The 25,663-nt window shown below is 68.4% G+C and carries 16 protein-coding genes; 5 read left to right on the forward strand and 11 right to left on the reverse strand.

Annotated features, from left to right (window positions below):
* Positions 1-16: 16 nt before the first annotated feature.
* Positions 17-922, reverse strand: a complete 906-nt coding sequence (gene thyX / locus BLW83_RS11535; protein WP_090848373.1) for an FAD-dependent thymidylate synthase — start codon at positions 920-922, stop codon at positions 17-19.
* A gap of 90 nt (positions 923-1,012) precedes the next feature.
* Here thyX and BLW83_RS11540 point away from each other — a divergent pair, with 90 nt between their 5' ends.
* Entirely contained in the window at positions 1,013-1,435 is a 423-nt protein-coding gene (locus BLW83_RS11540; protein WP_090848374.1) for a VOC family protein, read from the forward strand.
* Between the two features lie 3 nt (positions 1,436-1,438).
* Here the strand turns inward: BLW83_RS11540 and BLW83_RS11545 are convergent, their stop codons facing one another.
* On the reverse strand, positions 1,439-1,975 hold the full coding sequence (locus tag BLW83_RS11545) for a MarR family winged helix-turn-helix transcriptional regulator (protein WP_090848375.1): 537 nt from the start codon (positions 1,973-1,975) through the stop codon (positions 1,439-1,441).
* Positions 1,976-2,032: 57 nt separating this feature from the next.
* Complete coding sequence (locus BLW83_RS11550) at positions 2,033-2,323, reverse strand: FAD assembly factor SdhE (protein WP_090848376.1); 291 nt, start codon at positions 2,321-2,323, stop codon at positions 2,033-2,035.
* Positions 2,324-2,400: 77 nt separating this feature from the next.
* Between BLW83_RS11550 and BLW83_RS11555 the strand changes: the two genes are divergently transcribed.
* Both BLW83_RS11555 and BLW83_RS11560 read left to right on the forward strand, forming a co-directional pair.
* Entirely contained in the window at positions 2,401-3,612 is a 1,212-nt protein-coding gene (locus BLW83_RS11555; protein ID WP_090848377.1) for a pyridoxal phosphate-dependent aminotransferase, read from the forward strand.
* Between the two features lie 141 nt (positions 3,613-3,753).
* Positions 3,754-5,289 carry a phospholipase D-like domain-containing protein gene (locus BLW83_RS11560; protein WP_090848378.1) on the forward strand — a complete coding sequence of 512 codons (1,536 nt, stop codon included), beginning with the start codon at positions 3,754-3,756 and terminating at the stop codon, positions 5,287-5,289.
* 107 nt (positions 5,290-5,396) lie between these two features.
* On the opposite strand, the gene BLW83_RS11565 is transcribed toward BLW83_RS11560, so the two are convergent.
* Positions 5,397-7,532, reverse strand: coding sequence for a malate synthase G (locus BLW83_RS11565; protein WP_090848379.1), 2,136 nt, complete (start codon positions 7,530-7,532; stop codon positions 5,397-5,399).
* A gap of 101 nt (positions 7,533-7,633) precedes the next feature.
* On the opposite strand from BLW83_RS11565, the gene BLW83_RS11570 reads away from it, so the two are divergent.
* Positions 7,634-8,404, forward strand: coding sequence for an IclR family transcriptional regulator (locus BLW83_RS11570; RefSeq protein WP_090848380.1), 771 nt, complete (start codon positions 7,634-7,636; stop codon positions 8,402-8,404).
* A 50-nt stretch (positions 8,405-8,454) separates the two neighbouring features.
* Here BLW83_RS11570 and BLW83_RS11575 read toward each other — a convergent pair whose 3' ends face one another.
* From BLW83_RS11575 to BLW83_RS11590, 4 genes are all read right to left on the reverse strand, one after another.
* Positions 8,455-9,270 carry an NAD-dependent epimerase/dehydratase family protein gene (locus BLW83_RS11575; protein WP_090848381.1) on the reverse strand — a complete coding sequence of 272 codons (816 nt, stop codon included), beginning with the start codon at positions 9,268-9,270 and terminating at the stop codon, positions 8,455-8,457.
* Entirely contained in the window at positions 9,267-10,100 is an 834-nt protein-coding gene (locus BLW83_RS11580) for a glycosyltransferase (protein ID WP_090848382.1), read from the reverse strand. The genes BLW83_RS11575 and BLW83_RS11580 overlap by 4 nt, the downstream gene beginning before the upstream one ends.
* Positions 10,097-11,311, reverse strand: a complete 1,215-nt coding sequence (locus BLW83_RS11585) for an NAD-dependent epimerase/dehydratase family protein (RefSeq protein ID WP_090848383.1) — start codon at positions 11,309-11,311, stop codon at positions 10,097-10,099. The genes BLW83_RS11580 and BLW83_RS11585 overlap by 4 nt, the downstream gene beginning before the upstream one ends.
* A gap of 231 nt (positions 11,312-11,542) precedes the next feature.
* Entirely contained in the window at positions 11,543-13,201 is a 1,659-nt protein-coding gene (locus tag BLW83_RS11590) for an alpha-D-glucose phosphate-specific phosphoglucomutase (RefSeq protein ID WP_090848384.1), read from the reverse strand.
* Positions 13,202-13,429: 228 nt separating this feature from the next.
* Here BLW83_RS11590 and BLW83_RS11595 point away from each other — a divergent pair, with 228 nt between their 5' ends.
* Positions 13,430-22,003, forward strand: coding sequence for a glycoside hydrolase family 94 protein (locus BLW83_RS11595; protein ID WP_143042831.1), 8,574 nt, complete (start codon positions 13,430-13,432; stop codon positions 22,001-22,003).
* Positions 22,004-22,072: 69 nt separating this feature from the next.
* Here BLW83_RS11595 and BLW83_RS11600 read toward each other — a convergent pair whose 3' ends face one another.
* From BLW83_RS11600 to flgK, 3 genes are read right to left on the reverse strand one after another with little or no spacing between them, the layout of a single operon-like run.
* Positions 22,073-23,176, reverse strand: coding sequence for a flagellar basal body P-ring protein FlgI (locus BLW83_RS11600; RefSeq protein ID WP_090848386.1), 1,104 nt, complete (start codon positions 23,174-23,176; stop codon positions 22,073-22,075).
* A complete protein-coding gene (locus tag BLW83_RS11605; RefSeq protein ID WP_090848387.1) occupies positions 23,173-24,189 on the reverse strand; it encodes a hypothetical protein in 1,017 nt (338 codons plus the stop codon). Before BLW83_RS11605 ends, BLW83_RS11600 begins: the two co-directional genes overlap by 4 nt.
* Entirely contained in the window at positions 24,186-25,646 is a 1,461-nt protein-coding gene (gene flgK, locus BLW83_RS11610; RefSeq protein ID WP_090848388.1) for a flagellar hook-associated protein FlgK, read from the reverse strand. Before flgK ends, BLW83_RS11605 begins: the two co-directional genes overlap by 4 nt.
* Between the last annotated feature and the right edge of the window lie 17 nt (positions 25,647-25,663).

The following is a 25,663-nucleotide window of genomic DNA, read 5'->3' on the forward strand; positions in this document are numbered from 1 at the left end:
GCGATCCTTGCCGCAATCACCCCCACACCCCCTCGAACTCGCGCCATTCGCCCTTGCTCATTCCGCTGGTTTCCTGTGTCACCGTCTCGCCGGCCAGCCGCCGCTTGAGCGCCTCGACGCCCCTTGCCGACAGCGCGGTGCCGCCCAGCCGGTAATCCTCGAACGCCGCATAGGCAAGCGGCACCCAGTCGGCGGTGATGCGGCACATCAGCTCGGCATAGGCGCGGATTTCGTATTGCGCATGAGCGTCGGCGCGCAGGCGCAGGAAATGGAACAGATTGTGCAGGTCGGTTTTCCAATACCATTGCGTATAGATATTGGCGGGCAGGTTCATTCGGGCCAGCTCGCGGGCCAGGCCCTGCTGGCCGTCCTGCGACAGCATTCCTTCGTAATGGTCATAGCTGCGCATGGAATCTTCGCGCAGCAGGTCCAGCACGCGCTGCGCCTCGGCGCCGGCAAGCACCTCGCCGCGGCCCTGGTTGTTCACCTTGGATTGCGCGGCCAGATGCTCGGGCGCGGGAATGTAGAATTCGCGGTCGAGGATCGAGTAGCGGGCCGAGTATTCGTTTACATTGGCGGTGCGATGGCGGATCCACTGGCGGGCGACGAACACCGGCAGCTTGACGTGAAACTTGACCTCGCACATCTCGAAGGGGGTCGAGTGCCAGTGCCGCATCAGATAGCGGATCAGCCCTTCGTCATTCGACACCGCCTTGGTGCCGCGCCCGTAGCTGACGCGCGCCGCCTGCACGATGGCGCTGTCGTCGCCCATATAGTCGATGACCCGGATCAGCCCGTGGTCCAGCACCGGGTGGGCGACGTAAAGATGGCGCTCCATCCCCTCGGCCACTGCGCGCAGGGTCGGACGCGGATTGGCGCGGGCGTCGTCGATCTCGGCCTGTTGTTCTGGGGTCAGGGGCATGGCGTCCTCGTTGCTCGTCTGCCCTCTGTCTCTAGCGTCCCGGCGCGCATCGTGCCACCATCAGCTGCCGCTGCCAGAAGGAATCCCGCGATGCGTTATCTGCACACCATGGTCCGGGTAAAGGATCTGGACGCCAGCATGGCGTTCTATCGGCTGCTGGGGCTGGAAGAAATCCGGCGGATCGACAACGAACAGGGGCGGTTCACGCTGGTGTTCATGGCGCCGCCCGGGCAGCCGGAAGCCCCGGTCGAGCTGACATTCAACTGGGACGGGGACGAGGCGCTGCCCTCGGACAGCCGGCATTTCGGGCATCTGGCCTATGAGGTCGACGACATCCACGCGACCTGTGCGCATTTGCAGGCGAACGGTGTCACCATCAACCGGCCGCCGCGCGACGGGCGCATGGCCTTTGTGCGCAGCCCCGACAATATTTCCATCGAGCTGCTGCAAAAGGGCGACAGCCTTACGCCGCAGGAACCCTGGGTCAGCATGGGCAACACCGGCCACTGGTAGGGGTCAGTAGATGTAGCGGATCTGGTCCGCCCAGAACCGCTCGACCCGCCGCCATTGCAGGTTCACCAGTCGGATCGGCGGGTCGTCCAGCACGCCCGACGCCTGCAACCCATCGGCATGGCGAGCGAACATTCGGCCGACGGTATCGCGGATTTCCTCGCCCTGCGGGGTCAGGCGGATGCGGACGGAACGGCGGTCCATGTCGCAGCGCTGGTGGTGGACATAGCCCATCTGCGCCAGCTTCTTGAGATTGTAGCTGACGTTCGAGCCTTGATACATCCCCCGCGACCGCAGCTCGCCCGCCGAGACCTCGGCCGCGCCCAGATTGTAAAGCAGCAGGGCCTGCACCGGGGTCAGATCGGCCAGCCGCAGCCGCTCGAATTCGTCCTTGATCAGGTCCAGCATCAGCCGGTGCAGCCGGTCAAGGATTTGCAGGCTTTCCAGATACGGCTCCAGCACATCCGGCAGCCCGTAATCGGCCACAGGCGCAGGTGCCGAATCCTGCGGCACAGAGGGTTTCAGCACGGCGAATCGGGTCATCTTGTCATCCGCTTGGCGTCGTCCCACCCAAGCTGACACAGATAACCCAAGAATCAGTTAAGCGCCGCGAATCTCTTTCAAGCGGTCGCGAGCATGGGCGGCGATGCGGTCCAGAATCGCGCCAAGAGATTGTGGTCCCTGGACTTTCCCAGCCAGCCGCGCGGTGATCCAAGGATAAAGATCCTGATCGTTCTCGTCCAGCAGCCGCTCGTAGTCCGCCAGCGCCACCGGTTCCAGTGCGGCCAGCTGCGTATCGGCAAAGGGGCCCAGAATCAGGTCCATCTCGCGCGTGCCCCGGCGCCAGCTGCGCATGGTCAGCCGCTTGATGCGGGTGTCGTGATGTTCCATCCCAGCCTCCGTGTGGCTTGCGAGCGGTTCGCGCACTGCCTATCACCGGCGCGTCCCCTTTATCCGCGAGGCCGCCGATGAGCTTTCTGTCCCAGACCCTTGCCCGCGTCAAACCCTCGTCCACCATCGCGATGACCAATCTGGCGCGCGAAATGGCCGCAGAGGGCCGCGACATCGTCAGCCTGTCCGCCGGAGAGCCGGATTTCGACACCCCCCTGCATATCCGCGAGACCGCCAAGGCCGCCATCGACGCCGGCCACACCCGCTATACCGCCGTCGACGGCATCCCGGAACTGAAACAGGCGGTCGCCGACAAGTTCCGCCGCGAAAACGGGCTGGATTATGCGCCGCAGCAGATCACCGTCGGGACCGGCGGCAAGCAGATCCTGTATAACGCGCTGATGGCCACGCTGAATCCGGGGGATGAGGTCATCATCCCCGCCCCCTACTGGGTCAGCTATCCCGACATGGTGACGCTGGGCGGCGGCACTCCGGTAATCATCGCGGCCGGTATCGACAGCGGCTATCGGATCACCCCCGAACAGCTGGAATCCGCGATCACCCCGCGCACGAAATGGGTGATCCTGAACTCGCCCTCGAACCCCACCGGCGCCGGGTATGGCGAGACCGAGATGCGCGGGCTGACCGATGTGCTGCTGCGCCACCCCCATGTCTGGGTGCTGGCCGACGACATCTATGAACATCTCGTCTACGACGATTTCCGCTTTGTCACCCCGGCGCAGGTCGAGCCGCGGCTGATCGAGCGCACTCTGACCATGAACGGGGTCAGCAAGGCTTATGCGATGACCGGCTGGCGCATCGGTTACGGCGCGGGGCCGGTGGAACTGATCCGCGCGATGGCGAATGTGCAGTCGCAATCGACCTCGAACCCCTGCTCGATCAGCCAATATGCGGCGCTGGCCGCGCTGACCGGGCCGCAGGACTACATCACGGAAAGCCGCGCGGTGTTCCAGCGCCGCCGCGATCTGGTGGTGGCCGGGCTGAACCAGTGCGAGGGCATCGACTGCCCGGTGCCGCAGGGGGCGTTCTACGTCTACCCCTCGATCGCGCGGCTGATCGGCCGCACCACCCCCGAGGGCACGACGATCACCGACGACCGGAGCTTTGCCATGGAGCTGTTGAACGCCACCGGCGTCGCGGTGGTGTTCGGCGAGGCATTCGGCCTGTCCCCGCATTTCCGCATCAGCTATGCTGCCTCGGACGCGCAGCTTTCCGACGCCATCGCCCGCATCCGCGGCTTTTGCGGCAGCCTGCGCCCGGAACCCTGATTTTGCGGCGGGCGTTGACGTGGGGTCCGCCAACGCCCGCCGCAATCCCAAGGAGTTCCGGATGCCGTGCCATGATGCGCTGGTCGTGGTCGCTGCACCCTGGACCCCCCGGGTCCGACCGGCATGATATGAGGGGCGGGAATGGAACTGCTCGCAATTCCCCTTGTGCTGGCGGCGGCGGTGCTGGCGCTGCATCTGATGTTCCGCCCGCCGCCGCTGGACGGGCGCACCAGATCCGTCGCGGTGCCCCTGTCCCATGACACGCGGCTGGGGCGGCTGGTGCTGACGGCCGCGCCCCACCATCCCCACGACAGCGGCGTGGTGGCGCTGGACGACGGGCGCGACGCCTTTGCCGCCCGCGTCGCCCTGATCCGCGAATCGGAACGGGCGCTGGATATCCAGTATTACATCTGGCAGCGCGACCTGACCGGGATGCTGCTCATGGATGAATTGCGCCGGGCCGCCGCGCGCGGAGTCCGCATCCGGCTGCTGCTGGACGACAACGGCGTCCCCGGGCTGGATGCGCATCTGGCCGAGCTCGACTCGGTCCCGGGAATCGAGGTGCGGCTGTTCAACCCCTTCATCCTGCGCCGGCCCAAGGTGCTGGGGTTCCTGTTCGATTTTGTGCGGTTGAACCGGCGGATGCACAACAAGCTGCTGGTCGCCGACGGAGCCGCCGCAATCCTGGGCGGGCGCAACGTGGGGGACGTGTATTTCGCCTTTGGCCCGGGGCGGCACAACCTTGATTCCGACGTGCTGGCCATCGGCCAGGTCGCCAACGAGGCCGGGGCGGATTTCGACCGCTACTGGGCGTCGCAGTCGGCCTATCCCGCCCGGCTGATCCTGCCGAAACCCAAGGCAGAGGGCGTGATCGACCGCGAGCTGGCGACCGCCTGTGCCCACCCCGACGCTGTCGCCTATCGCAAGGCCGTGGCGGAACGCCCCCGGATGCACGACATCGCAACCGGACGCACATCCTTTGTCTGGGCGCCGGTGACGCTGATCAGCGACGACCCGGTCAAGGGGCTGGGCCGGGTGCCCGCGCAAGACCTGATGATCGCGCGGCTGGCCGAAATGCTGGCCAACCCCGCGCGCTCGGTCGACATCGTGTCGCCCTATTTCGTGCCCGGCCGCCGCTTTACCCGCCGGCTGGTGCAGCTGGCGGCCGAGGGCTGCCGGGTCCGGGTCTTTACCAACTCGCAAGAGGCCACGAACCAGCTGGTGGTCCATTCCGCCTATGTGAAATACCGCCCCGCGCTGATCGACGGCGGGGTTCAGCTGTATGAGATGCGCGCCTCGCCCGACCGCCCGCCCGAGCCGCGCACGACTGGCAGCAGCGCCTCGCATGAAAGCCTGCATTCCAAGACGGTGTCGGTCGACGATGAAAGACTGTTCATCGGCTCGTTCAACTTCGACCCCCGCTCGGTGTTCCTGAACACGGAAATGGGGGTGCTCATCGACAGCCCGCAGGTGGCGCGGGCGATGACCGAAATGCTGGACGAGACCCTGCCCGCGTTCAGCTATGCCCCCGCCCGCAACGCAAAGGGCCGCATCGTCTGGCGCGAACAGACCGCGGACGGCCCCGAGATCGAGCGGATCCGCGAACCCGGCGCCCGCGCCCGCAGCCGCGCCACGCTATGGCTGATGGGCCGCCTGCCGATCGAGTGGCTGCTGTAGCCGCCGGTCACGTTGCCGCCGCAACGATCGCCTGCCGCCGCTTTCATCTTGCCATAAATATCCCGCGGGGCCCGGGGGCGCGAAGCCCCCGGTCCCACGTCAGAGCCCTATCGCGCGCCCGCCTTTACCTCGCGCCGCGCCGCGTGCAGCAGCGGCTCGGTATACCCCGAGGGCTGCTCGGCCCCGGTCAGGATCAGATCGCGCGCGGCGCGGAATGCCGCCCCCTCCAGCCCCGGCGCCATCGGCCGATAGGCCGCGTCGCCTGCGTTCTGCGCATCGACCTTGACGGCCATGCGGGCCAGTGATTCCTCGACCTGCGCCTGGGTGATGATCCCGTGCTTCAGCCAGTTGGCCAGATGCTGGGCCGAGATGCGCAGCGTCGCCCGGTCCTCCATCAGCGCGACATCGTTGATGTCGGGCACCTTGGAACAGCCGATGCCCTGATCGACCCAACGCACCACATAGCCCAGGATCGACTGGCACGAGTTGTCGATCTCATGCGCGATCTCGGCCTCGGACAGGTTCTCGCCGGCCAGCAGCGGTGGCGTCAGCAGCGCGTCCAGGCTGGCGCGGGCGCGGGCGCGCAGGCTGTCCTGCACCGCACCCACCGCCACCTGATGGTAATGCGTCGCGTGCAGCGTTGCGGCGGTGGGCGAAGGCACCCAGGCGGTGTTCGCGCCCGCCTGCGGGTGGCCGATCTTGGCCTCCAGCATCTCGGCCATGTCGTCGGGCTTGGCCCACATGCCCTTGCCGATCTGCCCGCGCCCGGCCAGCCCCAGCGCCAGCCCCACGTCGACGTTCCCGGCCTCATAGGCGGCCAGCCATTGCTGGTCCTTCATCCTTGCCTTGGGCACCATCGGCCCGGCCTCCATCGAGGTATGGATCTCGTCCCCGGTGCGGTCCAGAAAGCCGGTGTTGATGAACACGACGCGGTCCTTGACCTGCTCCAGACAGGCGGCAAGGTTGGCCGAGGTGCGGCGTTCCTCGTCCATCACCCCCAGTTTCACCGTGTTGGCGGGCAGGCCGAGGATGCGTTCGACCATGCCGTAAAGCCGCTCGGCAAAGGCGACCTCTTCGGGGCCGTGCATCTTGGGCTTGACCACATAGACCGAGCCGGTGCGCGAGTTGCGCCCGCCGCCCGTCCCCAGGTCGTGCATGGCCGCGGCGACGGTCATCAGCGCGTCCATGATGCCTTCGGGGGTTTCCTGCCCGTCCAGCAGCACCGCGTCGGTGGTCATCAGATGGCCCACGTTGCGCACCAGCAGCACGGCGCGGCCGGGGTGGGTGACCTGATTGCCCTGCGGGTCGGTATAGGTCACGTCGCCGGCCAGCCGCCGGGTCATCTCGCGCCCGTTCTTGGTAAAGGTCTCGACCAGATCGCCGCGCATCAGGCCCAGCCAGTTGCGGTAATTGGCAACCTTGTCCTCGGCATCGACGGCGGCGACGGAATCTTCGAAATCCTGAATCGCGGTCAGGGCGGATTCCAGCAGCACGTCGGAAATCCCCGCGGCATCGTCGCGGCCGATCGCGGTCGTGCGGTCGATCACCAGCCGGATCAGCAGCCCATTGACCCGCAGGAACACATCCTCGCCCGCGGTCCCGGCGAATTGCGCGGGATCGACCAGCCCGACCTCGGCCCCGGGGGTCAAGGCGACCAGCCGCCCGTCCCGCGCCGAAACCCCGGTGATCTCGGCCCAGGACGCCCCCGCCAGCGGCGCCACGCGGTCCAGATGCGCCCGCGCCCAGGCGATCACCTGCGCGCCCCGTGCGGGGTCATAGCCGCCCGGCGCCGCCTGCCCCGGCAGCGCATCGGTGCCGTAAAGCGCATCATACAGCGACCCCCAGCGCGCATTCGCCGCGTTCAGCGCGAAACGGGCATTGCCCACCGGCACTACCAGCTGCGGCCCGGCCACTTGCGCAAGCTCGGGGTCCACGTTTTCCGTGGCGATGGCAAAGGGGGCGGGCTCGGGGACCAGATAGCCGATCTCGCGCAGGAACGCCTGATAGGCGGCGCCGTCATGGGGCTGGCCGCGGCGCGCGCGGTGCCAGTCGTCGATCTGGCGCTGCAAGGCGTCGCGCCGTTCCAGCAGCGCATGATTGGCGGGGACCAGCTCGCGCAGCATCTCGGCATAGCCCCGCCAGAATCGGTCGGGCGTCACGCCGCCGGTCAGAACCTCGCCCTCGACCAGCGCGGCCAGCGGCGCCGCGACCTGCAAACCTGCACGCTCGACGTAATCGGTCATCTTGTTCTCCTTGCTCCTGCCCGCAGGCATAGCACCCGGTCGATGCGAGGGGTGACATCCCCGGCAGAGTTTCCCATCATGCGGCAAGAACGGAGGAAGCGATGGCCGAAAACGGGGTGCAATCGGTCGCCCGCGCCCTGTCGCTGATGCGACTGCTGGCGCAAGAGGACGGCGGCAGCCGGCTGAGCGATGTGGCCCGCGCGGCGGGGCTGCCGGTCAGCACCGCGCACCGGCTGCTGACCACGCTGGAACAACAGGGCTTCGCGCAGTTCGAGCCCGCGTCCTCGCTGTGGCATGTCGGGCGCGATGCCTTTACCGTGGGGCTGGCCTATGGGCGGCGACTGAGCTTTGTCGCGCCGGCGCTGCCGCTGCTGCGCCGGCTGCGCGATGCCACGCGCGAAACGGCAAATCTGGGGATTCTCGACGACGACCATCTGGTGACGGTCAGCCAGGTCGAAAGCCGAGAGATCAGGCGCGCGCTGTCGCCGCCCGGTCGCCGGGTGCCGGTGTTCTCCTCGGCCATGGGCAAGGCGATTCTGGCGACATGGCGCGATCAGGAGGTGCTGGCGCTGGCCGACCGCGCCGGGCTGCCGCCGCTGACCACGAAAAGCCTGCGCTCGCGCGAGGCGGCGCTGGCCGAGATCGCCCGCACCCGCGCCCGTGGCTGGGCGCTGGACGACGAGGAATTCAACCTGGGGATGCGCTGCCTGGCCGCGGTGGTGTGGTCGCCGCAGGGCGAGGCCGCCTGTGCCATCTCGATTTCCGGCGCCGCCGTGCGGCTGACCGAGGACCGGCTGGAGCCGCTGGGCGCGCTGGTGGCGCAGGCCGCGGAAGAACTGACCGGGGTGCTGGGCGGGGTAGCGCCGGGGTAAGCTGCGCTGTCGGACCGGGGGCTTGGCGCCCCCGGACCCCCGCGGGATATTTAGAAACCGCCCGAAGCCAGCATCGCGGGCAGGGTTTCCCGCAGCAGCGGCCAGCCGCCGGGGCACCAGCCCATCGCGGTCAGGCGTTCGCAGGACATGGCGGAGACTGGGGTGGTTGCGCGGTCGGGCAGCGGGTGCGGGCAATCGGTCAAGCGGCGGATCTCGGCCAGCAGGTCGCGGCGGTCCAGCGTCAGGTCCGAGGCGTTGAACGCGCCGGTGCCGCCGTGTTCAAGGATCAGCAGTGCGGCGGCGGCAAGGTCGTCGCCGTGCAGTTCGGTGCCGATGCGGGGCGCGACGGGGCTTCCGGCAAGATAATCGGCGAAGAGACCGGTCCACTTATGGCCCTCTCCGGGGCCGTAGATGCCGGTGGCGCGGAGGCTGGCGGTGGCAAAGCCGGGGCGGGCCAGCGCCGCCAGCCCGGCCTCGGTCTCGGCCTTGATCCGGCCATAGAGGCTGTGCGGCGTGGGCGGGGTGCCGTCGGGCAGCGGCGTGCCGGGGGGCAGCGCGTCATAGACCGCGCGCGAGGACAGGAACACCACCTGCGCCACACCCGCCGCCCGCGCCTGTTCAAAGAGATGCAGCGAGCCATCGCGGTTCAGCGCGATGAAGCTTGCCGGGTCGTCGCCCTCGCCGCCGCGATAGCGGCCGGGAACATGGGCAAGGGCGGCGTGGATCAGCGCCTCGCAACCTTCCAGCGGCGCGGGCTGGCCCAGCCGCCAGCCGGGCAGCGTCTCGACCCGGTGACCCGCCACCGCCAACGCCCGGGTCAGGAAGCAGCCCACCATCCCGCTGGCGCCGGTGACCGCGACCCTCATGCCGGGTCGGGCAGGTCGCGGCTGTCGGGCACCGGCCCGTCGCCGGCATAGACGCGCCACAGCTCGATCAGCGGGCGCAGGCGGTCGGCCTTGGCATGGTCCTGCCACGGTTTTTCATACTGGAAATGCAGGATCCTGATGTCGCGCCAGCGCCACAGCTGCGGCATCGCGAACCAGACATATTGCAGCATGTTGCAGAACACCGGCAGCCCGTGCCAGTCGGGGAAGTATTCCTGCAGAAAGCTCTGGTCGGTGCGCCGCCAGAACACCTCCGGCACGTCCAGCCGCGCCAGCATGTCCCGATATGTCGCCTGCGAGGGCCGCGCCGTGAAAACGCCCGAGTTCATGCGGTGGAAATCCGCAAGGCTTTCATAGACATTCGGCGCCGCGCAGAATTCGGGGTAATCGAACAGCTTGTCCACATTCTGCAGCACCAGCGCGTCGGCATCAACGAACACCACCCGCGCGTAATCCAGTTGCCACAGCCGCAGCTTGGCGAAATTGTCCAGCGGCGTATGAAAGGGCGGCTTTTCCCCCTTGGTAAAGGCGGCGCGCCCGTGCAGCGCGTCCCGCGCATGGGCGGCGTTGAACGCGGGCGAGGTCGGCAGCAGCTCGCAACGCACCAGCCGCGCGCCCAGCGCCGCCAGCGGTGCCAGATGCGCCGCCGCCACCCCGGTATGCAGGACGCAGAGATCCGCATCGGTGCCCGACAGCACGATCGAGCGCAGCAGCGCCCGCGCCCCCAGCGCGTAATCCGCATTCGTGACCAGCGTCACAAAGGCGCGGTCGGACCCCGCCGGCCGGTCGGATTGCAGCCCCGGCAAGGTCATACAGCCCGCAGCTTGCGGCCCTCGGGGTCGTGATCGACGCGGCGGGCGATGTCCCGGGTCCATGCGCTGACCGCCGGCACCCGCGTGCGGTCGATGCGGTGGGCGTATTTGCGGGCCACGTCCACCACCTCGGCCAGCAACCCCTCGTGCAGGGTGATCGGTTGCAGCCCCAGCGCAAGAAACTGGTCGTTCCTGACAATCAGGTCGTTTTCGTCGGCCTCTTTGCGGGGGTTGGGCAGCGGCTTGACCTGTGCCCCGGTCATCCTGGCGACCAGATGGGCGAGGTCGCGGACGCGGTGGGTCTCGGTCATCTGGTTGAAGATGCGCACCCTTTCGCCGGCTTTGGGCGGATCGCCCAACGCCAGCTCGATGCAGCGCACGCTGTCTTGCAGGTGGATAAAGGCGCGGGTCTGGCCGCCGGTGCCGTGCACGGTCAGCGGATAGCCGATCGCCGCCTGGATCAGAAACCGGTTCAGCACCGTGCCGTAATCGCCGTCATAGTCGAAGCGGTTGATAAGTTGTTCATGGCGGCGGGTCTGGTCGGTATGGGTGCCCCAGACGATGCCCTGATGCAGGTCGGTGATCCGCAGCCCGTCGTTCTGCGCATAGAACTGGAACAGGATCTGATCGAGGCTTTTGGTCATGTGATAGACCGAGCCGGGCCGCGTCGGATACAGGATCTGCTGGTCGCGCGGGCCGGCGGGCGTGTCGATCTGCACGTCCAGATAGCCCTCGGGGATGGGGGCGCCGACGCTGGAATAGCCATAGACCCCCATGGTTCCCAGATGCACCAGATGCGCGTCGATGCCGGTTTCCACCAGCGCCGCCAACAGGTTGTGGGTCGCGTTGACGTTGTTGTCGACGGTATAGACCTTGTGGCGGTCGGTCTTCATCGAATAGGGCGCGGCGCGCTGTTCGGCGAAATGGATCACCGCATCGGGGCGATGGTCCAGCAGCCACTGCTTGAGCCGCTCGTATTCCCGGGCAAGGTTCAGCAGGTGGAACTGGATCGAGTTGCCGCTTTCCTGTTTCCAGATCCGGCAGCGTTCCTGGATCGAATCCATCGGGGTCAGGGACTGCACGCCCAGTTCGGTGTCGATCCAGCGGCGTGACAGGTTGTCGACGATATGGACCTCGTGGCCCGCGGCCGACAGATGCAGCGAAGTGGGCCAGCCTACAAAGCCGTCGCCTCCGAGAACTGCGATGCGCATGAGATCTTCCTTGTGCCCCGGCGAGCCGCCGCGTGTTGGAAAACAGACATCGCCAACGGGATGATGTCCGCGGAAGAAACCGGCAGGACGGGACAAGGTTCCACTTGGCCGCGGGGCGGGCTGGATCGGCGGGTTTCGCCGCGCGCGGCCCACCGGGCGTTTGCCAAGCATGGCAGCGCCGCAGGGGTATTTTGGCCAGAAAGAAGCGCGATGCCGCTTTGGACGGGCGGGTCAGGTGATCACATCGGGACGGTCGCGGCCGGTGTGGTCGCGGATCAGGGCCAGCGCCTCGGCCGCGGCGGTCACAGGGGCCAGCGCGATTTCCGGGGCGAGCGAGTGGTTTGCATTCGGGGCGGCGTGGCGTTCCAGATAGACGCGCAGGGTCGCGCCCTCGGTCCCCGTGCCCGACAGCCGCAGCACCACGCGGCTGCCGTCGGTGAACATCACCCTGATCCCCTGATGGCCCGAGGTCGAGCCGTCCACCGGGTCGTGATAGGCGAAATCATCGGCGGATTCGACGCACAGCCCGGCGAAATCCTGCCCCGGCAGCGTGGGCAGCAGGCCGCGCAGCCGGGCGATCAGTGCCTCGGCCCGGTCGGCGGCGACGGATTCGTAATCGTGGCGGCTGTAGTAATCGCGGCCGTATTCCCGCCAATGCGCCGCCATGATCGCGGCCACCGGCTCGCGCCGGGCCGCGAGGATGTTCAGCCACAGCAGCACCGCCCACAGCCCGTCCTTTTCGCGCACATGGTCCGAGCCGGTGCCGGCGCTTTCCTCGCCGCAGATGGTGACGCGGCCGGCGTCCAGCAGGTTACCGAAGAATTTCCAGCCTGTCGGGGTTTCGAACATCCCCACCCCGAGGGCGGCGGCCACGCGGTCGGCGGCGCGGCTGGTCGGCATCGAGCGCGCGATGCCCGCGATGCCGCCCGCATATCCGGGCGCAAGCGCCGCATTCGCCGCCAGCACCGCAAGGCTGTCCGAGGGCGTCACATACACCCCCCGCCCCATGATCATGTTGCGATCCCCGTCCCCGTCCGAGGCGGCGCCGAAATCAGGCGCATCGGCGCCCATCATCAGATCGAAAAATTCATGCGCCCAGACCGGGTTCGGGTCCGGGTGGCCGCCGCCGAAATCGGGCAGCGGCACCGCGTTCACCACGCTGCCGGGGGCGGCGCCCAGGCGACGCTCGAATATCTCGCGCGCATAGGGGCCGGTCACCGCGTGCATGGCGTCAAAGCGCATGGTAAAGCCGCCCGCGAACAGCGCCCTGATCGCGTCGAAATCGAACAGCCGCCCCATCAGCGCCGCATAATCGGCGACGGGGTCGATGATCTCGACCTCGGTCGCGCCCAGCTGCCGGCGGCCAAGCGCGGACAGGTCCAGATCGGCGCTGTCCAGCGTGCGGTATTCGCCGATCTCAAGGCTGCGGGCGTGGATCGCCTCGGTCACCGATTCCGGGGCGGGGCCGCCGTTGGGGCCGTTGAACTTCATCCCGAAGTCCTGATCCTCGCCGCCGGGATTGTGGCTGGCCGACAGGATGATGCCGCCATCGGCGCCATGCAGCCGGATCAGGTTCGAGGCCGCGGGCGTCGACAGGATCCCCCCCTGCCCCACGATCACCCGTGCCGCCCCGTTCGCCGCAGCCATGCGCAGGATCACCTGGATCGCGGCCTCGTTAAAGAACCGCCCGTCGCCGCCCAGCACCAGCACCCGGCCCGCCAGCCCGCCGATGGCGTCAAAGATGGACTGCGTGAAGTTTTCCAGATAGCCTGCCTGCATGAAGACGCGCGTCTTTTTGCGCAGCCCCGAGGTGCCGGGTCGTTGCCCCTGAAACGGGCTGGTCGCGACGGTGATCGGGGCCGGCGCGGGGCTGTCGAGCAGTGCGGGCATATCGTCGTTTCCTTGCAGGCGGCGGGACTCAGCGCCACATAGCCCAGCCGCCCCCCATCCGACAATGCGCGATGGCGGCAACGGACGGCGGCGCGCGGCCGCATCGGGAACCCGAGCGCGGGGCAGATGCTTGGAAAGATGTCGCCACCCCCTGCTCGCACGGGCCGGACCGTGCGGGATACGACGGCAGGGCAGGTCGCGACGGCACAGAAAACGGCGGGACAGAAAATGCCACGAAACAACGCCCGGATGCCGCGCGGGCGGCGCAGCGGCGCAAGCAGCCTCAACCAGGCCGCCCAGCGGCTGCACGCCCGGGCCCTGCGGTCCGAAGGCGCCCGCTCAATGGGGCTGCCCACGGCATGGTCCGCGATGGCGCGGCCGATCCGCTTTGACATCTGGACCGGCAGTTCGCTGCGCGATGCGGGGCGGGAACTGGCGGGCACCCCGCTACCCGACCTGCCCGAGGCCCCGAAAAACCCTGTCGCCCGGCTGATCGACAACCAGTCCGCCATCCGCCGCAACTATCTGGAAACCGTCGCCGCCGAGGAACAGGACGAGCCGGTGACCCCCGCCGCCGAGTGGCTGATCGACAACCACCACATGGTCGAGGAAAACCTACGCCAACTGCGACAGGCGCTGTCGCCGGCGTTCCTGAACCGGCTGCCCGGCGTGCGGCTGTCGGGCGGCGGCCATGCCCCGCGCAGCCTGGTGCTGGCGTGGTATTTCATCGCGCTGACCAATTCCGAAATCACCGAGGACGCGCTGGCGCAGTTCCTGGGCGGCTATCAGTCGGTGGTGACGCTGGATATCGCCGAGCTGTGGGCGCTGCCGGTGTTTCTGCGCTATATGCTGGTCGAGAACCTGCGGCGGCTATCGGACCGGGTGGCCTCGGCCCGGGTGCGCCGGGCGCTGGCCAACGCCATCGCGGACGAGCTGGCGACGGTCAGGGATCCTCGGGCCGCTGCCGCGGTGATCGCGCACAGCGGCGCACTGGTCACCGACGACACCGTGGCCGCGCAGCTTTACTATCGGCTGCGCGACGGCGGGCCGGATGCGCAGGCGGCGCTGCTGGCGCTGGAATCGCAGCTGGGCGATGCCGAGGCGGGCGACCGCGCCGTGCAGGCCGAATATGCGCGCCAGTCCAGCGGCAACGTCACCGTGGGCAACATCATCCGCAGCCTGCGCCGCATGGGCGACATCGACTGGCTGGACTGGTTCGAAAGCGTCAGCGCCGTCGACATGCTGCTGGCCCGCCATACCGAATTCGACCGGCTGGACCAGCCCACCCGCGCCAGCTACCGCAGCACCATCGAACGCATCGCCCGCCGGTCCGCCCTGACCGAAATCGAGGTTGCCCACCGCGCGATCGAGCAGGGCCGGGCCGACGCCGCAGCCGCCGAGGAACGCCCACCGGGACTGGCGGACGGGGCCGAGGGCGGCCGTCTTGAGGGCGGTCGGGTCGAGGTCGGGCATCTGCTGGTCGGCGACCACCGCCGCAGATTTCGCGAAGCCTGCCTCTATCGCCCGACGCTGCTGGAACGCCTGTCGATCCCGCTGCGCAAGGCCGGGCTGTGGCTGATCGCGATGCCGCTGGTCGGCATCACCGCGGTGCTGGTGGCGCTGCTGGGCCATGTGCTGCCCGCGCAACTGCCCGGCTGGCAGCTGGGGCTGCTGCTGGCGCTGGTGATGCTGCCGGCCTCGGACACGGCGATGCAGGTGGTGTCGTTCCTGGCCGCGCGCACCATCCCGCCCGCCCGCCTGCCCGCCTATGATTTCCGCGAGGGCGTGCCGGCGCGGTTCCGCACGCTGGTGGTGATCCCCGGCATGATCACCTCGATGGATGCCATAGACGAGCTGGCCGAGATGCTGGAATCGCACTATCTGGCGAACCCGCTGGGCGAGGTCTCATTCGCGCTGCTGACCGACTGGCGCGACGCGCCCGCCGAGACCCTGCCCGAGGATGCGCGGCTGCTGGCCCATGCCCGCGCCCGCATCGACGATCTGGCCGACCGCTATGACCACGGCGGCATCCGCCGGTTTTTCCTGCTGCATCGGCGGCGGTTGTGGAACCCGGCCGAGGGCGTCTGGATGGGCTGGGAACGCAAGCGCGGCAAGCTGGCCGAGCTGAACCTGCTACTGCGCGGGGTCGAGAACACCAGCTTTACCCCCACCGGTCCCACGCCCCCCGAGGGGATCCGCTATGTGGTGACGCTGGACAGCGATACCCGCCTGCCGCGCGACACGGTGGCGGCGCTGGTCGGCAAGATGGCGCACCCGGTCAACCGCCCCGTCCATGCGGAAAACGGCGTGGTGGTCCGCGGCCACGGCATCATGCAGCCGCGCGTCACCCCTTCGCTGACGACGGGGCCCGAGGCGTCGGTGTTCCAGCGCATCTTTTCGGTGAACCGGGGGCTGGACCCCTATGTCTTCACCGTCTCGGACCTGTATCAGGATCTGGCGGACGAGGGCAGTTTCACCGGCAAAGGCATCTACGACGTGGATGCGTTCGAACGCGCCGTCGGCGGGCGCATCGCCGAAAACGCGGTGCTGTCGCATGACCTGCTGGAAGGTTGCCTTGCCCGTTCGGCACTGGCCACCGACATCGAGGTGGTCGAGGATTTCCCGGTCCGCTACGCGACCGAGGCCAGCCGCCAGCACCGCTGGACCCGTGGCGACTGGCAGCTGCTGCCGATCATGTTCAGGCCGGGCAACGGGCTGTCGGGCCTGTCGCGGTTCAAGATGCTGGACAATCTGCGCCGGTCGCTGGTGACGCCGGCGTGGGTCGCGGCCTCGGTGCTGGGCTGGCTGGTGCTGCCGGGGGCCTGGCCGATCATGTGGCAGGGGCTGATGATCCTGCTGGTGGCGGCGGTGGCGGTGTTGCAGGTGGACCTGCGGGTGTTCAGGCCGGGCTACGGGGTGTCGTGGGATTATCACCTGCGACACATGGCACGCGACGCGATTTCCTATCTGACCCAGCTGGGGCTGCGGCTGGCCACCGCTGCGCATCGGGCGGCGGCGGCGCTGGACGCCATCGGGCGGGCGCTGTGGCGCATGACCGTCAGCCGCCGGCACCTGCTGGAATGGACCCCCGCGCGCGAGGCGGGGCAGGCCGACCCCGGTCTGCGGGGCGAATACCGCCGCATGGTCGCCTCGCCCATCATCGGGGCGGCGGCCATTCTTGCCGTGGCGGTGCTGAACCCGGTGGCGCTGCCGGTCGCGCTGATCGTCGGCGGCGTGTGGATCGCCGCGCCCTGGATCATGGACCGCGCCTCGCGCCCCTTGCAGACTGAGGACCGGCTGCTGCTGTCGCCCGAGGACACCGCCGAGCTGCGCCGCATCGCCCGCCGCACCTGGCGCTATTTCGAGACCTTCGTCGGCCCCGACACCAACCACCTGCCCCCCGACAACTGGCAGGGCCGCCCCGAGCCGAAACTGGCGGAACGCACCTCGCCCACCAATATCGGGCTTTACCTGATGTCGGTGATGTCGGCGCATGATTTCGGCTGGATCGGGCTGGACAGCGCGCTGGCGCGGATCGAGGCCACGATTTCCACGCTGGAACGCATGGCGCGGCTGCGCGGGCATTTTTTCAACTGGTATGACACGCGCACGCTGGCGGTGCTGCCGGCGCCCTATGTCTCGGCCGTGGACAGCGGCAATCTGGCGGGGCTGCTGGTCGCGCTGTCCTCGGGGCTGCGCGGCTGGGCCGAGGCGGCGCCCTCGGTCCGGCGGCGGCGCACGGGCGGGGTCGGCGACGCGCTGGCAAACCTGCAACAGGAACTGGACCGCCTGCCGCAGGACCGCCGCAGCCTGCGCGAGCTGCGCCGGGCGCTGGACGGCGCCATCGAGGGGCTGCACGAGCTGCTGGACCACACCGCCGGGCGTCCCGTCGCGGACCCGGTGGCGCCCACGCAACTGGTCGCCCGCAGCGCCGAGATCGCCCGGCTGGCCGCCGAGCTGGACGCCGCCACCGACGGCGAGGCCGCCGAGGCGCTGGCGTGGGCCGAGCTGCTGGAACGCGACGCCGCCGACGTCATGGCCCCCATCGCCGAGGGCCGCGATGCGGTCGAGGCATTCGCCCTGCGCACCCGCCTGCTGGCCGAACGCGCCCGGATGCTGGCGTTCGAGATGGATTTCGGCCTGTTCATCCACCCCGACAAGATGCTGCTGTCGATCGGCTATCGCCCGCTGGACGACCAGCTTGACGACAGCTCATACGACCTGCTGGCGTCCGAGGCGCGGCTGACCAGTTTCCTCGCCATCGCCAAGGGCGACATCCGCAAGGAACACTGGGCGCGGCTGGGCCGTCCCTTTGCCACGCTGGGGCACCAAAGCCTGCTGCTGTCATGGTCGGGCTGCATGTTCGAATATCTGATGCCGCCGCTGCTGCTGAAAGAACGGCAGGGCGGAATCCTGAACCATTCCAACCAGATGGCCGTCCAAGCGCAGATCGAGTGGGGCCGTTCGCACGGGCTGCCCTGGGGCATTTCCGAAAGCGCCTTCAACGCCCGCGACCGCGAGATGAACTATCAATACTACGCCTTCGGCGTGCCGACGCTGGCACTGAAACGGGCGTTCGGCGAAAACGTGGTCGCACCCTATGCCTCGATCCTTGCCGCGCAGATCCGCCCGGCCGAGGCCGTGCGCAACCTGATCGAGCTGCGCCGGCTGGGGGCCGAGGGGCCATTCGGTTTCTTTGACGCGGTGGATTTCGCCCCCGCCCGCCTGCGCGAGGACGACAGCCATGCGGTGGTGCGCAACGTCATGGCCCACCACCACGGCATGTCTATCCTGGCCATCGCCAACACGGTGATGGACGGCATCCACCGCGAACGTTTCCACGCCGACCCGGTGGTGCGCGCGTCCGAACTGCTGTTGCAGGAAAAATCGCCGCGCGACATCACCCCGGTGACCCGCGCGCCCTCGGTCCGGGTGGCCGGGCGCGGGGCGATGACCGGCGCGGGCGACGCGCTGACCGTGGTTGATGAGCCTCGCCGCGCCGCGCGCGAGGTGGCGCTGATCTCGAACGGCGATTTCTCGACGCTGCTGTCCTCGACCGGGGGCGGGCGGTCAATGCTGGGGGGGATTGCGCTGAACCGCTGGACGCCGGACCCGGCGCAGGACGACGGCGGCATTTTCATCTTTCTGCGCGACATGCAGTCGGGCGAGTGGTGGTCGGCCACCCATTCCCCCCATTCCGGCCCCGACGAGCGCGCCAGCGCGGTGTTTTCCGACCACAAGGCCGAATTCTTCAAGACCGCCAACGCCATCGAGACGCGGCTGGAAATCATCGCCGCCACCGAAAGCCACGCCGACGGGCGGCGGCTGACGCTGCGCAACCGCTCGGGGTCGGACAAGACCATCGAGATCACCTCGTACGGAGAAATCGTGCTGGACGACCCGGCGGCGGATCACGCCCACCCGGCATTTTCCAAGCTGTTCGTGCAGACCGAAATCCGCGACGGCGGCACCATGATCGCGGCCGAGCGCCGCCCCCGCGACCCGCACGGGCGACCGCTGTATCTGGCGCATCTGATCGCCTGCCCCGACGGCGCGATCGCCCCGGGGGCCGAGGCGGAAACCGACCGCCGCGCCTTTGTCGGGCGCGGCCGCTCGATCCGCAACCCGGCAGCCTTTGACCGCGGCGCGACGCTGGGCGGCAGTCAGGGGCACACGCTGGACCCGATCTTTGCCATCCGCCGGCGGATGCGGATCCCGGCGGGCAAGACGGTCTCGGTCATCTTCTGGACGCTGATCGCCGACAGCGCGGCTGAACGCGACCGGCTGGCCGCCCATTACGCCCGCCACGCGGTCTTTGAACATGAGCTGCGGCTGGCATGGACATGGTCGCAGGTGCAGCTGCGCCACCTGCATACCTCGCTGGAAGAGGTGCGGCTGTTTCGCGCCTATGCCGCGCTGCTGGTCTGGCCGGACCTGTCCATGGCGGCCACGCCCAGGCGGCGCACCGAACTGGGCCCGCAAAGCGACCTGTGGCCGATGGGGGTCTCGGGCGACGACCCGATCCTGCTGCTGCGCATCGACGACGAGGCCGACCTGCCGATCCTGCGCGAGGCGCTGCGGATGCACGAATTCCTGCGCCTGCGCGGGGTGCGCCACGACGTGGTGATCCTGAACGAACGCGCGTCGAGCTATGTGCAGGATCTGCAACACGCGATCGGGGCGCTGGTGGACATGGCGTTGCAGGCCGCGGGGCCGGGGGCGCAGCCCCATGTCCACGCGGTGCGCCGCGACCAGATTTCCAAGGCCTGTTTCGACACGCTGGTGTCGGCGGCGCGGATCATGCTGCACACCCGCAACGGCCGGCTGGCCGACCAGATCGAGCGGCTGCGCGAAGCTCCTGTTGCCGCAGCAGCGCCCCGCCGGCGCGAGACCGCCCGCAGCAGCGCCCCGGTCCCCGCTCCGGCCGAACCCTCGCGTTCGCCGCTGCAATTCTGGAACGGCTACGGCGGATTTTCCCCGGACGGGCGGGAATATGTGCTGCGCATCGACCGCGACCGGCCGACCCCGCACCCGTGGATCAACGTGATCGCGCGCGAAGATTTCGGCTTTCACGTCTCGGCCGAGGGCGCGCCCTATAGCTGGGCGGTGAACTCGCGCGACTACCAGATCACGCCGTGGTCGAACGACCCGGTGGAAAACCGCCCCGGCGAGGCGATCCTGATCCACGACCCGGAAACCGGGTTGGTGGCCTCGCCGTTCATGGGGCTGTCCGAGGATCCGCGCGCGGTGCATGAAATCGCGCATGGGCTGGGCTATTCGCGTTTCACCGCCGATTATGGCTGGCTGGCGGTCGAGGCCACGATGACGCTGGCCGAAACCGGCCCCGCGCGGCTGACCCGGCTGCGACTGCACAACCGCAGCGGCCGGGCGCTGTCGCTGCAACTGATCGCCTTTGCCCAGCTGGTGCTGGGCGCCGACCGCAGCCGCACCGCCGACAAGATCCAGACCAGCTTTGACCCGGCGCTGAACGCGGCGCTGGCGGTCAATCCGTTCTCGACCGAACATGCGGGGCGCATCACCGCGCTGGCCTGCGACCGCCCCGTGCTGCGGTATTGCGGGGACCGCCTGGCCTTTCTGGGCCGGTTCGGCGAGCTGTCGCGCCCGGCCGCCCTGCGCGACTGGCCCGCGACCGACGCCGCCGGCGATCCCTGCCTTGCCATTCGCTGCGACCTCTCGTTGCGGCCTGACGAAACCACCGAGACCACGCTGGTCCTCGCCAACGCGCCGCAGGCGGATCTGCCCTCCGTGCTTGCCGCCGTCACGCGCCCCGATGCCCCCGCCCGCGCGCTTGCGGCGATGCAGGGGGAATGGGACGCAACCCTGGGCTGCCTGCAAGTGGACACCCCCGACACGGCGCTGAACCTGATGGTGAACCAGTGGCTGCCCTATCAGGCGATCACCTGCCGCATCCGGGCGCGGACGGCGTTCTATCAGGCATCGGGCGCCTATGGGTTCCGCGACCAGTTGCAGGACACCAGTGCGCTGATCCTGCACGACCCGGCGCTGTGCCGCCGCCAGATCCTCAACGCCGCCGCCCGCCAGTTCGTGGAAGGCGACGTGCAGCATTGGTGGCTGCCGCGGACGGGGGCCGGGGTGCGCACGATGATTTCCGACGACGTGATCTGGCTGGGACATATCACCGCGCGCTATGTCGCGGCGACGGGCGATGCGGCGGTGCTGGACGAGATGGTGCCCTTTATCACCGGGCCGCTGCTCGACCCCGGCGAACACGACCGCTATTTCCAGCCCGAGCCGGCGGGAACCGAGGCGCCGCTTTACGACCACTGCGCGCTGGCGCTGGATCTGGCGATGCAGCGCACCGGCCCGCACGGATTGCCGCTGATTCTGGGCGGAGACTGGAACGACGGGATGAACCGCGTCGGCGAACAGGGGCGCGGCGAAAGCATCTGGCTGGGGTGGTTCCTGTGCGACACCATCGCCAGTTTTGCGCCCCTTGCCCGCGCCCGCGGCGACCACGCCCGCGCCGACGCCTGGGACGCCCACGCCGCAAGCGTGGCGCAGGCGCTGGACGCATCCGGCTGGGACGGCGCCTGGTATCGGCGCGGCTATTTCGACGACGGCACCCCGCTGGGTTCCGCGGGGAACGCAGAATGCCGCATCGACAGCATTGCGCAAAGCTGGGCGATGATTTCCGGGGCCGGCCGCCCGGACCGCGCGCAGGACGGCGTGTCCGAGGCGTTGGCGCAGCTGTTCGACCGCGACGGGCAGCTGCTGCGGCTGTTCACCCCGCCGTTCCAGAACACCGAGGCACAGCCGGGCTACATCAAATCCTATCCGCCGGGCGTGCGCGAAAACGGCGGTCAGTATACCCATGCCGCGGCGTGGATGGTCTATGCGCTGGCCCGTAACGGCGACGGCACACGGGCGCACCGCCTGCTGCGGGCGCTGAACCCGATCAACCATGCGCTGGATACCCGCTCTGCCGAGATCTATCGGGTGGAACCATATGTCGTCGCTGCCGATGTCTATGCCGCCCGCGACAAGATGGGTCGCGGCGGCTGGACGTGGTATACCGGCTCGGCCGGCTGGATGTATCGCGCCACGGTCGAGGGTTTGCTCGGCCTGCGCCTCCGCCCCGGCGGCATCGAGATCGACCCCAGCCTGCCCGAAGACTGGAGCGGTTTCTCTGCCACGCTCACGCTGGATCAAGCCGCGCACGAGATCCGGGTCGCACGAAACGGCCCCGAGGCAAAGATCACCATCAACGAGCATGAGGTCAGGCGTGGCTTTGTCGCGCTGGGACCAAACGGCCCTGCATGACCCGGGGGCAGAGCGGCATCCGCCGCCGGTGAACGCGGCAGGCCTTTCCCATGGTCCCTTTCCAGACGCTCAATTGACAATGAATTCGGCATGCAACGCCCCCGCCGCATGGACGGCCTTGAGAATGTCGATCAGCTCCCGCGGGCGAACGCCCAGCGCATTCAGCCCTTCGACGACATCGGACAGCGACGATTCCCCGCTGACTTCGGCAAATCCGATCCCCGGCTCTTGCGTGATCTCGACATCCGTCCGCGGCACGACGACGGTTTCTCCGGGCGCAAAGGGGTTGGGCTGCGAAACCATGGGCGTCTCGCGCACCCGCAGCGTCAAATTGCCCTGCGAGACCGCGACCCGCGAAATGCGCACATCCTCGCCCATGACGATGGTGCCGGAACGGTGATCGACGACCACTCTGGCGCGGCTTTCCGGCTGGACCAGAATATTTTCGATCCGCCCCACCAGCCGCGCGGGGTTCACAGCTCCAAGCCGCGCGGAATCGACCAGAATGGTCGTCGCATCCATCAAAGTCGCGATTCCGGTGCCGAAATCATCATTGATCGCCTTTTCGATCCGCGCCGCAGTCGTGAAATCGGCGGATCGCAGCGCCAGCCGGAAACTGGACATCCGGCTGAAATCAAAATCGACCTCGCGCTCGACCCGGGCGCCCGAGGGGATATGACCCGATGTCGGCACCCCCTGGACCACCGAGGCCGCATCGCCCTGGGCCGATGCTCCGCCCGCAATGATCGAGCCCTGGGCAACGGCATAGATCTCGCCGTCGGCGGCGCTGAGCGGCGTCATCACCAACGTGCCGCCCAGCAGGCTTTTGGCGTCGCCGATCGCGGCCACGGTAACATCGATCTGCCCCCCAGCCCGCGCAAAGGGCGGCAGCGTGCCCGTCACCATCACTGCGGCCACGTTCTTGGGGCGAAAGCTTTCTCCGGTGACGTTCACGCCCAGCCGTTCGAGCAATCCGCCCAGCATTTCTTCGGTATAGGGGGCGTTGCGCAGGCTGTCGCCGGTGCCGTTCAGCCCGACCACGATCCCGTAGCCCAGCAGGTCATTCCCCCGCACGCCGTCCACGGTCGCAAGATCCTTGATCCGGACCGGAGCGGCGGCTGCCAGCCCCGGCATCAGGATCAGCGCCACCAAAAGCCTGAGCGCCCATCTCATCTGAGATAATCCACCAGCGAAAGCCGCGACAGCCGGGCCGTCAGCGCATAAAGATTTTCCAGATTGGCCTCGGTCTGGGTCAGGGCGGCCGCGGTTTCATAGGGGTCCGCTTCGATAATCCCGGTCTTGGCGATCATCATTGCGGTCGTTTCGGCAGCATTACGCGCCGCGTCGCGGGCAATCGCCTCTTCCTGCATCCCGACCTCGGCCCGTCGCGTGGTCAGCGCGCGAACCCCGGTCAGCGTGACGGCCCCGGCCTGAGAAATCAGCGCGGCCTTGTCCTCTCGCGCCAGACCGACGCCCGGATCATCCGCGAGGGCCCCCAGCACCAGGCCTTTCAGAATATCCCGGAACGCTGGATCAATTCCGGTCAGCGTCTGCGTCACCGAGCTGTGCGGGCCGACAGCAACGGGTCGCGGGTCGGTGTTCCCGCCATACCAGCTATCGACGAAGCCTCCGCCTCCGGGTGCTGCGTCGAACCAGCCCGCTACCGCCGCCGCTATCGCCGCAGGATCGGTCAGCCCCGCGACCTGCGCCCGTGCATCTGCCAGGATCGCCGCCGGATCACCAAGCGGTCGGGTTTCGACCGCGGTGCCGGACAGGACGAACCGCCCCCCGACATCGACGTTCATCAGGTTGATGACAGCGTCAAGATCATCCCGGGCCTGCCGCGAGCGGATGGTGATGCTGGTATTGTCCATCGCCGAGCCGCCGGACAACATCCCGGTCCCGATCTCGGAGCCGATCTTGCCGATAGCCTCGAGCGCGGATTGGAGCCCGGCCAGTTCGCCCTGCGCGATGGCCGAGGTTTCGCGATACGCCGTCAATGCGGTCAGCCGCGATTCGATCTGAGCCAGACGGCCGAAATTACCGCCGACAGCCTGGGCGAGATCGGATTTCACGCCGCTTGCCGCTTCCTGCGTCAGGGTGAGCAGCCGGGATTTCAACTGCACATTGGCTTGCCGAAGCAGCGCCGCGCGTGACAGATCGCCGATCGAAACACTATTGGTCATGTCAGCCTCAATATCGTCATGATCATCTCGTCCACCGCCTTGAGAACACGGGCATTGGCCGCATAGGCGCGTTCAAGCGCGAGCAGCGCCTCTACCTCGCGGTCCGTGTCGACGCCGTCCTGCTGTAGCAGCGTTGCATAGGTCGAGGATTGGGCCGAGGCCGCGCCAAGGACGCGCTCTGCGTCGAGGCGCCCCGAGGCAGCGAAAGAGGTCATCTCGGCCGCCATGACCGCAGCGGTGCGCGGCCGCGAACTCATCCCCTGAGGCGCGGCGGTGCGGGGCGTGTCCAGCGCGTTCTTCATCGCCAATAGCAGGCCCGAGGCACCCGCCGGCCCCGGGGCTGCCGAACCCAGGCCGTCGCGCAGCCGCCAGATCTCGCCGCCCGCGGTCGGGTCTGCCGCCGGGTTCAGCGACAAACGCTGGGCCAGCCCCGGCGCTGCCGGTGGCATGACACGCGCCCCCGCATCGGTGAACAGCCCGGGATCGGCCGCGCCCAGCGTCGGATCAACGGCGCTGTCTGCAAAACGGTCGTGCAGGTCAAGCGCAGCCGCATCCAGCCGCGCTTGTGCGGCGGGCGCGTCGACATCGCGAATCTGGAAATTGGCGGCCAGGCGACCGCCCCCGTAGCGCCCCATCTGCGCGGCCGGGATCTCTTCGCCATTGACGAACAGCAGGCCAAGGGGCGCAGCCCCGGCGCCCGAGGCCGCGGTCACCTGTCCGGCCGCGACGAATTCAAAACGGGTGGGTTCGGAGCCGTCCAGCAACACCCCTCCGTTTGCGGTGAACAGGGCGACGCGCCCGCCTTCGCGGGGCATTTCCTTAAGCGGGACGATTTCGCCCAGCATGTCGATCAGGCGCTGGCGTTCATCTTGCAGGGCATTGGCGTCACCCCCCCCGCCCAGCTGCGTCGCGATCTGGCGGTTGAGGTCCGCGATGCGCTCAAGGCCGGAGTTCAGGGTCGCCACATCCTGCGCAATGGCCTGGTCGGCCACGCTGCGCGCCTGCTGGATGGTGTTTCCCATCGTGTTATAGGCGCCCGCCAGCGACGCGGCAGCGGAAAGAACCCGGCCAAGACCGGCCTCATTTTCGGGGCGCGCCGAGGCCGCCGTCAAAGCCGCATCGAATTCCGAAAGCAGCGTGGTCAGCGCGCCGGGCTGGCCGGGCACCCCCATCATGTCGGACATGGATTTGTGAAAATCCGCAAGCGTCTGCGCGTGCGAGGTCGCGGCCGAGGCCAGCCTGCCCTGCGCAAGCACCGAAGTGTTCACGATCCGCGCCACGCCATCGACCTGCACCCCGCCGCCGCCGGCCAGATAGGACCGGGACGATTGCTGCAAATCGCGGCGCGCATAGCCGGGGGTCAGCGCATTCGCCAGGTTCGAGGCGACGACCTCGGTCCCGCGCGAGGTGGCGACGATCCCCGAAACCGCGTTCGAGATGGCATTGGAAAGGCTCATGTCACGTCAGCCGCGGG

Source organism: Paracoccus alkenifer, from assembly GCF_900108405.1.
Classification (GTDB): Bacteria; Pseudomonadota; Alphaproteobacteria; order Rhodobacterales; family Rhodobacteraceae; genus Paracoccus; species Paracoccus alkenifer.